The organism is Paenibacillus oryzisoli (assembly GCF_001653565.1).
Taxonomy (GTDB): domain Bacteria; phylum Bacillota; class Bacilli; order Paenibacillales; family NBRC-103111; genus Paenibacillus_E; species Paenibacillus_E oryzisoli.
The window spans coordinates 152,099-166,880 of the sequence record NZ_LYPB01000077.1 but is presented as its reverse complement, the minus strand read 5'-3'; the positions used below and the strand labels follow the sequence as shown (position 1 = coordinate 166,880).

Below are 14,782 nucleotides of genomic sequence, written 5' to 3'. Positions count from 1 at the left end.
TCAACTATGTACTTCCGCCATCTCGCGGTGTACTCGGGACTTTCACCCGTTAGCACGATGCGCTGCCAAGCGCACCAAAAGCTGACCCACACCGCCAGCAGCGGCATGGATCAGAACTTCATCTCCAGCCTGAATTCGGTAGCTGTCGTTCACCAAGTAATGTGCAGTCATACCTTGAAGAAGCAGGGCCGCCGCGTGCTCAAACGAAACATCCGCAGGTAGCGGAATTGCTCGGTCAACTGGAACCGCGACTAATTCCGCATTAGCAAACGGAACGTCGGCGAACGCGATACGATCCCCGATTCGAATATGTTGGATATGCGTAGGCACTTTCTCGACGAGTCCGGCACCTTCATACCCTAGGATATAGGGCGGTTTCCCTGCCACATGATAATTCCCTTTACGACGATAGACGTCTGCGAAATTAAGACCAATCGCTTTCGTGCGAACCAGAATCTGCTCCCCATCCAAGATAGGATCTGGCAACTCTTTATATTGGAGAACTTCGGGACCACCGAATTGTTCGAAATTTAATGCTTTCATAAGCAACCTCCCACGCATAATTGACCGTGGTTATTTTAACATAGTCGAAGGTAGAACCAAAATAAACGGCCGCATCGCCATCGTAGAATAAAAAAGTGCCTCCAAACACGCTCTTCAGCGAATCGTGGAGACACTTGGTATGTAGAGGCTCTAAAACGTAGGATGAGTAGGTAAATCCTGATATGGCATAGGTTTATTAATGTAATATCCCTGAATGCCCCAGCACTGCATCTCAGCTAGCATATGGAAATGATCACTCGTTTCAATACCTTCTGCAACAACTTGCAACTGCAATGCTTTCGCCATAGCAAGAATTGCCGCGATTAAAGGCACATTGCCATCTGCAATGAAAATGCGATCGAGCTTCAACTTGTCAATCGGCAGCTGCGTTAACATACTAAGTGATGAATAACCCGTCCCAAAATCATCCAACGCGATGGTGAAACCTGTCTTCCGCAGCTTGCCCAGAATGATTTGTACATCTTGCAGCGAGTGCAAGGTTGTACTTTCTGTAATTTCAAGCTCCATGGCGGTTGGATCCACACCTTCCTCTTGCAGAATCTGCAAGATTTGGTCAACAAAATTCATTTCGTTGAGTTGGATGCGTGAAATGTTGACGGATATTTTGAACAAAGGACCGTATATTTCTTTCAACTGTTGCCAATCCTTGCAGGCCTGACGAACAACCCAATAGCCGATCGGCACGATTAGCCCTGTTTTCTCCGCAACAGGAATGAAATCGACAGGCGGGATATACCCCACATTCTCACAATGCCATCTTAGCAGCGCTTCCGCACCAATCGCCATCGCTGAAGCGGGATTATAAATAAGTTGATAATGCAACTGAAGTTCGTCCTTATCCAGTGCTTGTGAAAGGCCTAACTCATGGATGAAATTTTCGACATGATCATATTTAGAAGAGGCTTCGTACAAATGATAACGCTTACGACCTGCTCCTTTGGCTGTGTATAATGCGATATCAGCTTGTTTAAGCAGATCTTGAATCGTTTCATCATGCTTCCGCTCAGCAATCCCAATGCTCACATTCACTTTCACTGCATGCTCATCTACACGGAAAGGTTGATGGAATAAGGCGCTCAACCTCTCCGCCGTCTCTATAATTTGAGAAGAAGGTCCTAAATCCACAACCACGAATTCATCACCGCCTAAGCGAATCAGTGAGTAACGACTATCTCCAAATACTTCAATCAGCCGACAAGCGACTTCAACAAGCACCGAGTCTCCAGCTTGATGGCCGAAGGTATCATTTATATTTTTGAAATTGTCCAAGTCCATTAAATAAATCGTTGGCGGCTCCAACACATTCTCTAACAAATACCTGCGATTGAAGAGGTTGGATAAATCATCTTGATAAGCGTAATTGTACAGGATATTCTCATGTTGTTTGCGCTCTGTAATATCACGTGTCACCGAAAAAATAAAACTAGCCTTCCCATGTTCATCCAAGATTGGCGTTAAGATGCTCTCGCCGCTTAGCATCCCATTTGGTAATAGAAGCCCATCCTCGTAACGAATCGTCCGACATTCATTGACTGCTCTTGCATATTTTTTATATAAGTAGTCTGCCATATGGCCCGGATTCGATTCAAAAAAAGTAGTCCCCATCTGTTCCATCGTAATACCACTAAATTTTGTTGCGGCATTGTTAACGTAATAGTACGTGATCTCCGCACCCGTTACTTTCATAATGTAAATAGAGTCTTCAATATCATCCAGCATCATTTGCAGTAAATTCAAATCTAATGTTGTCGTTGCAGGAAATGTCATCGGTTGGACTCCTTTATCCGAATACCCTAAGCGTTAAGCCCGTCGTGGGCCGTTTGTACTATCAATTCGACATCCTGTTCGCTTATCCCTGCTAATGTAGTTCTACAAACTCCACACTTAGCCCTATCCCCCAAAATAAGAAGTGTCTACAAAACAATCGTTTTGTGCTATTCATAATCGTTTTCCCTCCTTATTCGAAAGTACCGCGTAGCTTACAATTACCTTAAGCAAGTAAATAAACTAGCACAAACGGGAGGTAACACCCATGATAACAAAAGGAAATCCGTTCTCACTCACCCAATATGTCGACGAAGGTTATAGCGGGCCAATGCAAGGACTTTCGCTTGAAGAGTCCGATATGTATTATAATCGTTTCTTTGAGGTCATTGAACAGAATAAATATGAGCCTCGTCCTACCAAAATGAATTTGTCCGCTTGGCATCAGCGCCATCAATGGGCCTATACACTAGCTACGCACCCCAGCATTGTTAACGCAATGAAACAGATTCTTGGGGATGACTTGGTCTTGTGGGCGATGCATTTCTGGTACAAAGAGCCTAATAACGATACATTCATTCCTTGGCATCAGGACATCAATTATTGGCCAATGGAGCCTGCGATCAATGCAACCGCATGGGTGAGCTTAGGATGGTCGATACGTGAAAATGGTTGTCTTCGTGTCATTCCTGGCACACACAAATCAATCGTAAAGCATGTTTCAACAGGAACAGATCAAAGTGCTTTCGAGCAAGGTTTGCCCCCAGAGTCGATTGATGAATCGTTAGCGATAGATCTTGAGATGTCTCCAGGTCAGATTGCCTTCTTCAATGAAGCAACCTTTCATGGTTCCGAAAATAACAAATCGAATATACCGCGTGTCGCCTTTTCGGTTCGCTATACAACACCGGAGGTCAAGTTCAAGATTGACGAATGGGGCGGCGATACCACGCGCATTCGAACTTTTCTTGTCCATGGTGAGGATCGCTTCAAACAAAACGAAGATATTCAGGGCATTGTGCCTCAGGATTAGATAGGAAATCGTTGCCCCCTCTGCATCCAGGCATGTTAGAATAATAGGAACAGAAGAGATCCGTGGTGCGGAGGGATGGGTATTGAATTCTTTTCAGATGATGATCGAGTCATTAGTAATTCGCTTTCTGCATATTACACAATATCAATTAGATTATCGTTGGCAAGCCAGTGGGCGCAAGCTACGGCACTACGTGATGTGGTATGCGCATAAGGGAAGCTTCCAACTTGAAATTGATCAAATCTCTTATCGCTGCCAAGAAGGACAGGTCATAATTCTGCCTGCTCATAGCGCAATTAGCTTTCATGCCATTTCGAATGAAATACTGCTAACGAGCATTAACTTCGATGCCGAGATCTCCCTAGTCAGTAATCGGAGTTGGTTACAGCTATTGAATCTTCCGAATCTATTGGATGATAGCACTAACCGCGTTGAACAAATCGTTCAAGACATGCTCCTTCATGAAAAAGAAGCAACAGCGTATGTGCATGTACGGCATCAATCTTCCTTGCTTCGAATTCTCTATGAACTGCTCCGCAATGGCGGTGTGCCGGAGGGGAACTCCACTTTTTCGCAGATGGATAAGCGGATTCATACGATCATTCATTATTTACACACGCATCCGAAACAAATGCCTGAAATCAAGGAGCTTGCTGAACTTGTTCAGCTGAGTGATTCCCATTTGCGCAAATTGTTCATCAAACAAACGGGACAGGCTCCGCTCCATTTCGTGCACAGCATCAAAATTGAACAAGCCAAAAAGCTTCTCGCTACTAGTGTGAAGCCCATCTCGCAAATATCCTATGAACTTGGCATCGAGAATGCGAATTATTTCTCTCGCATGTTTAAACTCAAAACCAACTTAACTCCCTTGCAATATAGGCAGCAGTTTAGTCTATGGTTGAATGATTAGGATATGTTATCAGATCGTGGAAAGTGCCTTGTATTGAAAAAACTGAAAACCTACAGCTAATACCGGCTGATCCCTGCATGTACAGTAGAGATTCGGTAACTAGCTGTAGGTTTTCATCTAAACATATTTTACGTGGGTGAACCTGATCAATTACCGCTATCATCTATAGCTAGTTCCAGCAAATTAGCTGCCATAGGTAATCTAGGATGGAGCTAATCTACGCCATCTCCAACGTAACCCCTATCTTCCCCTGAGCTCCTACCTCATCCGCTAATAGATCAATCAAGTAGACAACCTCTGTCCCGCCTTCATGATTCTGATGCTCTACGGTTTGAATCGAGGCCTTCAGTTGTTGCGCATCATAGCGTAATAATTGTTGGTGATCTGTCCCAGACAACCGAATCTCGCCGTTCTTCACGATAACTGGCTTGTACAGGGTAACGAAGCGTTCTGTTATCGAACCACCTGACTCACGGAATGCAAAGGAATCCGATATCGTCAGCTTGCCTTGCACCTTATCGAAATCGAAACTGCGCTCAAGCTTCTCTAGTGTAGGCATAGCATAGGCTTGACTTAGTTCAAGCTTAAATCCGTCCCTAGCGTCGGTACATTCCGCTGCAAGTACTTGTGCACGATGCTGGATGCCCGCTTCCTGATAGGTACCATTGATGATCGGAACGCTATGTCCTGCAGAACTGTTACAAAGGATGGAATACCGCTCGTCACCAAAGTATTGCTTCGTATATAATCCTGCCCCCAAATCTTCAAACCATCTGACCCCATCCACGATCCATATAAAGTGTCCGATGTCATTGTGATTATGAGGCTCGTCGTTATGTCCGCCCTTGGCTGCAAAGCTAACGAGCTTGCCCGCTATCTTCGCCCGGCTCACCATCCACTGTGCTTCTGGCAAGTAATCCGTTTGCAAGGGCATTTCTTCACGTTCACGAAGCAAATCCTCATTCAACCACACGACGTTCCGTATGGCTCCAGCGAAACGACCGCAATGATCAATCAAAGCTGGCCGATTGTCCAATGTGGGTATGCGTATCTCCGTAAACTTCTCGCACAAACGACTGAAGATACCCATTTGAATACCATTATTCCGCGAGCAATCAGAGAAATTAGCAATATGATTGCCTTGCAAGAAACAACTTTGTGGAAATTGGGCAACTTTACGTGCTTTGGCATTTGATTGAAGAATATCTATTTTACCGCCTGTACGCTGCTTGAGAAGTTCGCTGAAATACACGTAATAGCCGAACCCATAGTACCAATAACCCAAGCCTTCCAGACAGGCACCTTCTTCCGAAAAGCCTTCAAGAAAGCAATCCATCGATGCTAGCACTCGTGCAAGGATAGGCATGAGTGCTTTCGAATCCTGAATGAGATAAATGGCCGTCATACCGATATTCCCTGCACAAACAGCAGACCAATTGATATCACAAGTTTCCCACCAATAGGCTCTCTTAATTGCCATGTAAGGTTCGAGAACCCGCGTCATTATCTCGCGTTGCGCTCTTCTCACAACAAGACCATTTAACTGGCCTCGGAAGATATGACAAGTCTCGCTTAGCGCATGTGCGGTTTCTGAAGCAAATAAATCAATATGTTTATATTCTTCACCCTCTGTGGCCGCATCATGATTCATTAAGTGCGCAGGCAGACACCATGTGTATTCATCGCAAATTGCCCAAATCGTATCCTCTAATGCGGGCAAATACGATTCAACACCATCCTTCAATGCTGCCACAACCAAAGCAGCCAACCGTCTCCGTCGATCGAAATAAAGTGCCTCGAATTCGATTCGGGTTCCCTTGGAACGGAACAAATCCCACTCTCTGAACGGTAATGCCGCGATTGGCTTGCTCGCGAATTCCTTCACCAGTGGCGAAATCTCATTATAGACAGAAGTAAGGAGTGAACTCTCCGTCCGTTTAATTGGTGTTGTTACCACCGCCAAAGCTTCGTGGAACAATTGGCCATGCTCTTGTTCAGCATCAAGTAAAGCATTTAACATATAGCGACTATTCATGGTACTACCTCCCATACATACGAATTTGTTTACCTTTAAATATAACCGTAAATGCTGACAACGATCTAGTCATTATCTTTACCTATATCGGTCATAATTTGACCTCTTTGCGGCTAATAAAAAAAGCCTCACGCATTAAGCGGAAGCTTTCCTCTTGAAACCATATCAATTACTCTGCTGCCCCGACTGCTTTCAGCCATGCATTGGCAATTAAGGCATGTCCTGCTGCTGATGGATGTACCCCGTCTGGTGCCCAGAAAGCGCTGTCAGCTTGGGTTGATGCTTGCGCAAATAAGCCATCTAAACATAATAAACGCGCGCCGAATTCTCTTGCTAATTCACGCACTGCTGTAATCTTCGGATCCAAATCTTCTCTCCACAACTTACGGTCCTCTGGTACAGGTAGAACAAACGGCTCAATAAGTAGCAACTTCGCTCCTGTGCTTGCTGTCTGATCTAGTAATTGACGGTATCCGTCTTTGAATGCCTCTGTAGAAGTCCCATCATTCTGATCATATCTGCGCCAAGTATCATTAATGCCAATATAGATCGAAACGAGATTAGGCTTCAGGTCCAAACAATCTTCTTGCCAACGCCCCTGAAGATCAGGCACACGATTGCCAGATATCCCTCTGTTTAAGAATTTAACTTGTTTCTCTGGGTATTTCGCTGAGAATTGAGCAGCTGTCATAAGAGCGTAACCTCTGCCTAAATCATTACCATTGTCACGAATACGTCCAGCATCCGTAATACTATCTCCTTGAAATAGTACAATATCCCCTTGCTCTAACCACACTGCCATTCGAACGAATCCTCCTTTAATTCTCCACTTCTGCCTCTACTAACATACCTATAATTTCCACACAAATTATACCATGTCTGAGGAAGTGAGTGTACAACTAATATCATTCAAAGTTGTGATGCATTTTACGCACCTGCGTTTAAATACTGACAAATTTGGACAAAAAGATACGTATTACCAAATTAAACGACGATGCCTTCCGCTTCGGACAGGTGTTTCTGTTTGGACAAGGAGACTTGCTATTGGATGCCATGTCTGCAGTCCCACCCACATTGGTTTCTAACCAACTTGAAGATAACTTACATGAACTTAAACTCATTTATCATAATTGTCATGACATTCACATTCACACGTTCAACATCGGTCAGACTACCAAAGCTTTTGTTATTTATGTCGAAGGCTTAATTGATTTGGAAATATTAAATAAAGATGTCCTCACGCCATTAATCAATGAACCTGAGGCCGATTGGAACTACTCGGTCAAGGATTTGTCTGCTCTTGTTTCGATCTCGAATATCACTGAAATGGTACATATGGACGAATTAATTTCCCATTTGTCTTGCGGTTGTGTTGGGCTTTTCGTTCATGGTGTTCCCACTTGCTTTGCTCTTGGCATTGCGAAATGGGAGAAGCGTGCGATTAATGAGCCAAGCGCTGAATCTGTCGTTCGAGGACCGCGAGAAGGATTTACCGAAACACTTCTTGTGAATGCCTCGATGTTGCGCAGGAAAATCAAAAGCCCAGCTATGAAAATGATCTCTTATACAATAGGTACCCACACGCAAACTTATGTTTATGTCGTTTATATGGACGGAATCGCCAGAGAATCTCTTATTGCAGAAGTTCATCAGCGAATGAGCGACATTCAAATTGATGGTATTTTGGAGAGTGGTTACATTGAAGGCCTAATTGAAGATAGTCCTTTCTCACCGTTCCCGCAAATTCAAGTAACTGAGCGTCCAGACGTCGTTAGTGCAGCACTTCTAGAAGGTAAAATCTCCATTCTTGTCGATGGCACCCCCTTCGCCTTAATTGCACCTGCGACTCTATTTTCCATGTTGCAATCGCCAGAAGACTATTACCAACGGTTTATCATCGGCACCTTAATCAGGTGGATGCGCTATGTATTTTTCTTTACGACGCTTTTATTGCCATCTCTCTATATCGCTATCTTGACTTTTCATCAGGAGATGGTTCCTACTTCGTTATTGTTGAGCATCGCAAAGTCCCGTGAGGATATTCCGTTCCCTGCGCTTGTAGAAGCCTTGCTTATGGAAATTTCATTCGAAGCCCTGCGTGAGGCAGGTGTTAGACTGCCCAAACAAGTCGGAGCAGCCGTCAGTATCGTTGGTGCACTTGTTATTGGTCAAGCAGCGACTTCAGCCGGACTGGTTTCTGCACCGATGGTCATGGTTGTTGCGATTACAGGCGTCGCCTCCTTCATGATGCCGCAATATGCCACAGGCATTGCGCTGCGTATGCTTCGCTTCCCAATTATGTTCTTATCAGGCATTTTAGGTTTATTAGGACTGATGCTAGGATTTATTGTGATTGTCATTCATCTATGTTCATTGCGATCCCTAGGTGTACCTTATCTTCAGCCACTGGCTCCTATTAAAGGAAGTGAACTGAAAGATGTACTCGTTCGTGCTCCGATTTGGTCAATGAGACGCAGACCTTTATTTACGGCCAGCACGAACTCTATTCGGCAACCTAAGGGGCAAAAACCAGAGCATTCCGAAGGAAATGATGCCCATGATCGAAAAAGTTAGAATCTCTCCTATGCAGATGGCTCTCATCATGCACCCGACGATACTGGCTACAGCAGCGCTTTCTGTCCCTTCTATTACAATGAAAGTAGCAGGAACAGATATGTGGATGGCGCCAATCCTGTCCTCACTTGTCGGCTTATTAACGATCTATATTGTTTATCACTTGCATATGAAGTTTCCAGACGATACTTTCGTGCAATACGTGCCACGGATTGTGGGACGATTTGCAGGCGCGTTAGTTTCCTTTATGTATGTCCTAGCTTTTCTATATTCCGCAAGCATAACCGTAAGAGAGTACGGTGAGTTTATTTCGGGTAATTTCTTGCTGAATACCCCGATGCTCTTCGTTGTAACGCCCATCATTGCTGTATGTGCCTATGCACTATATGAAGGTATTGAAGTTCTTGCTAGATCTACACAAATCCTGATTCCGGTAGCGATTTTGATAATTTTCGCAATGGTCATTGCCTTAATTCCGGACTTTCAATTAAAACAAATGCATCCTATTTTGGGGAACGGTCCGTTGCCTCCACTACTAGGATCTATTGTCCCGGCCTCTTGGTTCTCCCAATTTTTCATTCTGTCATTCCTATATCCATACTTGAGTAAAAAGGAACTCGGAATGAAATGGAGCATCTACAGTGTGTTGGCCGTCATGATTACGATGTTAGCAATTAATCTTCCCATTTTGCTAACTTTCGGCGCACTTACGCCAGCGATGAATTATCCGTTTCTAGTCGCTGTACGATACATATCACTCTCTGATTTTGCGGAGCATCTTGAATCCCTGCTTATGGCCATATGGTTACTTGGCATTTTCGTGAAAATTGCCATGGTTTATTATTTGGTTTTGCAGGGGACAGCCCAATTGTTTAAACTCTCAGACTATCGCCCTCTAATCATACCTATGGGATTCCTCATCATACTTTGCAGCATTTGGATTGCTCCTGATTTCCAGCAAATGAATCATGCGCTTAGCACGAGCATCCCTTTCTTTTCACTGTTGATGCAAGTGGTCGTTCCGGCCTGTCTGCTTGTTACAGTCGTAGTCAAAGGGAGGATACTTCGGCGATGAGTGCTCCTACACGTCACCGCGGATTATTGTTAACGCTAGCCCTAAGCATGATCTTACTCACAGGATGTTGGGATCGCATTGAAGTTAATGATGTCGCTTTAATAACGGGCGCGGCTGTAGATAAGATTGGCCCAAATACCATTTTGCTATCTGTCCAAATTTTCGTTCCAAGAAGTTCCTCTAACAATGCAATGAGTGATCAAGGAGCTAATGTAGGCAACCAAGCTTCTATCGTCACTTCTGCCACAGGGGAAAATATTGCTGATGCACTATCCCATATTCAAGAGAAGCTGCCAAGGAAGCTATTTTGGGGACATTCGGAAGTGTTTCTTTTTAGCGAGGATATTGCTAAGGATGGTATTCGGGATGAAATTGACTATTTAATGCGCGCTCCCCAGCCGCGGGAACGTGCCTATATGTATGTAGTCAAAGGCATGGCAAGGCAAATGTTAACTACACAGTCCTTCCTTGAACGAAATTCAGCAGAGGTTATGAGGGAAATATCAAAAGGTAAACTCTCTCTGAGTACAACCCTAGCTGATCTTGCTCGAATGCTAGTCGATGAGACTGGCGCAGCAGCAACCCCATGGATCAAAATGCTGCCAGTATCCGCACCAAACAATTATAATAACATCCCTACTCCAGTAAATGGAACGGCTGTTTTCCTCCATGGCAAACTGGTTGGTGTCGTCGATGAATTTACAACCAGAGGTGTTCTCTGGATTCGCAATGAAATTAATCAAGCAGTCGTTACCGTGAATCCAGAAGAAAATAGCCCCAGCTCTGTTTCACTCCGATTAATATCAAGTAGTACCAAGATTAAACCTGTCATTAAGAACGGTATCTGGTCGTTGGATATCCAGATCCGAACAGAAAATAGCGCTCTGCAAAACTCAACATCACTAAAGATTAGTGCGGATCTCAAAGATGTTACAATTATTGAAGCTGCAATGAATAAAGATATCGAAGACCGTGTCCGTATCGCTTTGAACCGCATTCAAAAAGAGCTAAAAGCAGACATCTTCGATTTTGGCGGCGCTTTTCATCGCGCTTACCCCAAGGAATGGGAACAAAATAAAGCACATTGGGAAGAAATATTTCCAAAAATAGAAGTTACGATACATCCACATGCCACGATTCAACGGCCTGGACTTACGAATATCAAAGAAGTCGAATTAGAGGAGAAGCCGCGGAAATGACATCGGAATCTATTCTATGGGTTATGTCTCTTTGTTTAGTCATCACAGGGGTACAATGGCATTGGATTCATAAAAAAACACCATTTAAAGAAAAAGTGACCTATTGGTCTATTCTTTGCTTGTGTTGGATCTTGGCTGTGATGCTCTTCCTTCATCCAAGTCTCCCAGGTCCTACGGATTGGGTGAACGTTGTTTTTCAACCATTAGGGAAGATCATTGATTGATTAATGAAGGAGAATGGACATGCGGATTAGCGGCAAACAATTATTTTGGATGATAGCAACGATGCAAGTCAGCATGACCATTCTGCTTACCATTCATCCTGCGCTAATGACAGCCAAACAAGATTCTTGGCTCTCTATGTTAAGCGCAACACTCATTGGCATGTTCATCGCCTTCATTTGCACACGAATCAATCGGAAATATCCAGGTCAAACTTTTGTTAACTATCTTCCCCCTTTAGTTGGCAAATGGTTGGCAGGTTTCCTATTTGTCATCTACGGGGCATTCTGGTTTTCTGTACTTGCCATGGTCTTACGGCAATATGCCGACTTTATCCTCGCCACTATCTTGCCACGAACGCCAATTTTCGTTCCCGTAATTGCCATGCTGCTTGTTGCTATCTATGTCACTAAAACGGGTATTGAAGGGATTGGACGTTGCAGTGAAGTAATGGGTCCGTTCCTATTGTTCATAATTATCTTAAGTTTACTGCTCAGTGTCCAAGATATCCAACTAAAGCAAATCCTCCCCTTCTATGTGGACTCTGGTTGGAAAGTTATTTTGAAAGGCTCGCTGCCAACCAGTACATTTCTAGGAGATTGTGTCATGCTTGTTTTTTTGCTTGCTTTCTTACGCCATCCAGACCAGGGTACGAAGCCCGCGATATTGGGTGTTGCAACAACCGGCTTGCTCACTAGTGCAGCCTCTTTCGTACTCGTTACACTCTTCGGTAGTCAAATGGCTGCAGGACAAACCTATCCTTATTTCAATCTCGTTCGTTATATCTCGGTATACAACTTCTTCCAGAACCTAGACGCTATCCTTATTCCGATCTGGATTATAGGGGTTTTCATGAAGGTATCCCTGTACTTGTTTGTCTGTACCTACGGTACTGCACAAATATTCAAGATTGCGAAATGGACGCGAATGCTATGGATTGTAGCGCCTATCATTCTGCTGATTGCCATGGTGCCACGTAGTTATTTTGATAGTTCGGTATTTTTCCCACAAAAAATCGCTGTTCCCTACATCTTCCCAATCCATATGCTCGGAATCCCGCTTCTCCTTTGGGGAATTTCTTCGTTTAAACATAAAAAAAACCGAGACGCACACTCGAAAGTGTGAACTCGGTCATTCTAATCCAATCTACTTATGCTTATGCGATTGTTCTGAGAAAAAGAGAATGATAATAGGTATTCAACAGTTCATCCAATTCGATAGAAAGTTTCAATACCGTGTCAGACAATAGGCCGTATGTTTGACTAGCAAGATTCAGTTCATTGCGTAATGCCTCAATCTTTTCTTCCAACTCATAACGATGTCCCATATTGATCCCTCCGATTTTGAAATTCCTACTGTGGATAACTCACACGTTTTGTTACCTACATCATAATTGATTATTGTTAAGAAAATGTTAGCAAAGTACATGATTTTACGAATTTTTACAGAAATGCGCTAAATTTTGATCAATTGTCCGCCAGGAATCTCCACTATTTCTCCTTCAGCACTTAGCCAAACCGTGATCGCTGACGGATTATGGATGATATGACAGTCGGCAGAGAAACGCAGACTGTCTAACGCTTTCATATAAGCCACAATTTCAGCATTGGTGGCAAACCAAATGTCGGTTCTTCCCTTTACTTTCTCACCAAATTGCTCAAGGATCTCCCAGTTGTTATCGTTCTCAAACTCGTAGCTGTGTCCCCATACATAGAATAACGCCAAGCGTGAAAATCTTTGTTCTAACTGTACGAACGTATCAGCTAGCTCTAGCATATTCTTGTGGTGACACGTTGGATGCCATTGTAAGAAATCTTGGGGCATTTGAAAATTGCCGTGACTCGCAACCGTCCGAGCGTACTCAATACCTAGAGTAGGAAGCGCCTGGATGACGCGGTCTGAATAGCTTCCGAACGGATAGCTCATGCCGCGCACAGGATAGCCAACTAACGATTCCAATGCTTCGCGATCTAACGAGAGTTCACGAACGATTTGATCCATTGGCGACTGCTCCAAAAAGGGATGATCAATGGTATGCGCAGATACCTCATGACCTTCGAACAACGATGCCACCTCGGATGCCTCAATATAGCCTTCTTTTCCCAGAAAACTGCTATTCAAGTGAAACGTTCCCTTAAGCCCGTATTCATTCAAGATACGCACGAGTCTGCGATCATGGTCCTTCCCATCATCGAAACTAAGTGTTAAAGCTTTGGTGACTCCTTGTGGAAACCGATCTAATCGTATACGCATAGCAAACCTCCCAGAATATATGACTATTACATTCTATCAATGTAACAGAAACTACTCTACTCGGCTATCTTTTCCTCATTACTCGGCTAACCAATTCGATAGGTTCGCTTTCACAAATGCATCATCATTTAGATGAGGATAGTCATTGTACATACGATCAATTTCTTCCGATTGTCCTGGGGACAATTCTTCATGCGGATTCAAACACCATGTTCCCTTCATCAAGCCCTGTCGACGAAGTACTTCATGAATGCCTGGAATGCATCCGGCAAAGCCATTTGCGGGGTCGAAGAATGCCGCATTCGCTTCGGTTACTTCGATATTACGGGTAAGCCATTCCGATGCAAGCGTAGGGTTCATTCTTATTCCCTTAATTTCGTCTAAGAGTTCTACCGCTTTCTGCGTCCAGACTGCCCAATGTCCAAGTAAACCACCAACAATTCTTTTCTCTATGCTCTTACCCGCGACTTGGAATTTATAAACAGTTAATAGATCAGTAATAATGTTATCATCGTTCCCTGTGTACAGGGCAATCTCATCGCGTCGCTCCGAATAGCAGACCGCACGCACAACATCGATCGTTTGATAACGATTGAAAGGGGCCATTTTGATCGCAACAATGCCAGGGATGTTCGCGAATTGCTTCCAGAAATCAAAACTGTATACCTTACCGCCAACCGATGGCTGAAGATAGAATCCAATAACAGGCATTTTCTCGGCAATTCGAGCTGTCCGCTCCAAAATTTGCGCCTCTGTCCAGCCGCTCAAACCACCCATAGATAATAAGGCAGCATCATAGCCAAGCGAGATTGCAATATCTGTCTCTTTCTCCGCTTGTTCCGTAGGACCACAAATCCCAGCAACCTTGATAAACGGTCGTGTGAGACCAGCACGATCCACTTCTTCCGCAGCCATTCGAAGCACTTTCTCGTACAAATTGTACTTGGGATCGCGGATTTCAAACTGTGTGGAATGCACACCAACGGCAATTCCGCCAGAACCCGCAGCCATGTAATAACGTGTCAATGCCCGTTGACTTTGCTCATCCAACTGACGATCTGCGGTTAGGGCTAATGGATGTGCAGGAATGACGAGCCCCTCATGCAACGCGATACGTTGCTCATTACTTAATTCCCTACGTTGTGTCATC

The 14,782-nt window shown here is 44.1% G+C and carries 13 protein-coding genes and 1 pseudogene; 7 read left to right on the top strand and 7 right to left on the bottom strand.

Annotated elements, in window-relative coordinates; genetic code table 11:
• Nucleotides 1–66: 66 nt before the first annotated feature.
• Together A8708_RS23435 and A8708_RS23430 are read right to left on the bottom strand one after the other, a co-directional pair.
• A pseudogene (locus A8708_RS23435) lies at nt 67–543 on the bottom strand (alcohol dehydrogenase catalytic domain-containing protein); the annotation flags it as partial.
• 150 nt (nt 544–693) lie between these two features.
• Nucleotides 694–2,331: a putative bifunctional diguanylate cyclase/phosphodiesterase gene (locus A8708_RS23430; RefSeq protein ID WP_068667722.1), complete on the bottom strand. Its 1,638-nt coding sequence runs from the start codon at nt 2,329–2,331 to the stop codon at nt 694–696.
• Nucleotides 2,332–2,596: 265 nt separating this feature from the next.
• On the opposite strand from A8708_RS23430, the gene A8708_RS23425 reads away from it, so the two are divergent.
• Nucleotides 2,597–3,361, top strand: coding sequence for a phytanoyl-CoA dioxygenase family protein (locus A8708_RS23425; protein ID WP_068667721.1), 765 nt, complete (start codon nt 2,597–2,599; stop codon nt 3,359–3,361).
• A gap of 82 nt (nt 3,362–3,443) precedes the next feature.
• Nucleotides 3,444–4,274 (top strand): helix-turn-helix domain-containing protein, encoded by an 831-nt coding sequence (locus tag A8708_RS23420; protein ID WP_068667720.1) that lies wholly within the window; start codon nt 3,444–3,446, stop codon nt 4,272–4,274.
• Between the two features lie 217 nt (nt 4,275–4,491).
• Here A8708_RS23420 and A8708_RS23415 read toward each other — a convergent pair whose 3' ends face one another.
• Together A8708_RS23415 and A8708_RS23410 are read right to left on the bottom strand one after the other, a co-directional pair.
• A complete protein-coding gene (locus A8708_RS23415; RefSeq protein ID WP_068667719.1) occupies nt 4,492–6,309 on the bottom strand; it encodes a heparinase II/III family protein in 1,818 nt (605 codons plus the stop codon).
• A gap of 169 nt (nt 6,310–6,478) precedes the next feature.
• The gene (locus A8708_RS23410; RefSeq protein WP_068667718.1) at nt 6,479–7,111 is read right to left on the bottom strand and encodes an SGNH/GDSL hydrolase family protein; all 633 of its coding nucleotides are present in this window, start codon (nt 7,109–7,111) and stop codon (nt 6,479–6,481) included.
• Nucleotides 7,112–7,266: 155 nt separating this feature from the next.
• On the opposite strand from A8708_RS23410, the gene A8708_RS23405 reads away from it, so the two are divergent.
• Genes A8708_RS23405 through A8708_RS23385 form a run of 5 tightly spaced genes read left to right on the top strand, consistent with a single transcriptional unit; the run spans nt 7,267 to nt 12,504 of the window.
• The gene (locus A8708_RS23405) at nt 7,267–8,883 is read left to right on the top strand and encodes a spore germination protein (RefSeq protein ID WP_338044229.1); all 1,617 of its coding nucleotides are present in this window, start codon (nt 7,267–7,269) and stop codon (nt 8,881–8,883) included.
• Nucleotides 8,867–9,958: a GerAB/ArcD/ProY family transporter gene (locus A8708_RS23400; protein WP_167355917.1), complete on the top strand. Its 1,092-nt coding sequence runs from the start codon at nt 8,867–8,869 to the stop codon at nt 9,956–9,958. The genes A8708_RS23405 and A8708_RS23400 overlap by 17 nt, the downstream gene beginning before the upstream one ends.
• Complete coding sequence (locus A8708_RS23395; RefSeq protein ID WP_082927740.1) at nt 9,955–11,157, top strand: Ger(x)C family spore germination protein; 1,203 nt, start codon at nt 9,955–9,957, stop codon at nt 11,155–11,157. Before A8708_RS23400 ends, A8708_RS23395 begins: the two co-directional genes overlap by 4 nt.
• The gene (locus A8708_RS23390) at nt 11,154–11,381 is read left to right on the top strand and encodes a hypothetical protein (protein WP_068667717.1); all 228 of its coding nucleotides are present in this window, start codon (nt 11,154–11,156) and stop codon (nt 11,379–11,381) included. The genes A8708_RS23395 and A8708_RS23390 overlap by 4 nt, the downstream gene beginning before the upstream one ends.
• Before the next feature lie 19 nt (nt 11,382–11,400).
• The gene (locus A8708_RS23385) at nt 11,401–12,504 is read left to right on the top strand and encodes a GerAB/ArcD/ProY family transporter (RefSeq protein WP_068667716.1); all 1,104 of its coding nucleotides are present in this window, start codon (nt 11,401–11,403) and stop codon (nt 12,502–12,504) included.
• A 31-nt stretch (nt 12,505–12,535) separates the two neighbouring features.
• On the opposite strand, the gene A8708_RS34990 is transcribed toward A8708_RS23385, so the two are convergent.
• The 3 genes from A8708_RS34990 to A8708_RS23375 form a co-directional block, all read right to left on the bottom strand.
• On the bottom strand, nt 12,536–12,706 hold the full coding sequence (locus tag A8708_RS34990; RefSeq protein ID WP_082927738.1) for a Spo0E family sporulation regulatory protein-aspartic acid phosphatase: 171 nt from the start codon (nt 12,704–12,706) through the stop codon (nt 12,536–12,538).
• A gap of 128 nt (nt 12,707–12,834) precedes the next feature.
• Entirely contained in the window at nt 12,835–13,632 is a 798-nt protein-coding gene (locus tag A8708_RS23380; protein ID WP_068667715.1) for a polysaccharide deacetylase family protein, read from the bottom strand.
• A 78-nt stretch (nt 13,633–13,710) separates the two neighbouring features.
• On the bottom strand, nt 13,711–14,781 hold the full coding sequence (locus A8708_RS23375) for a dihydrodipicolinate synthase family protein (RefSeq protein WP_068667714.1): 1,071 nt from the start codon (nt 14,779–14,781) through the stop codon (nt 13,711–13,713).
• Nucleotide 14,782 lies beyond the last annotated feature (1 nt).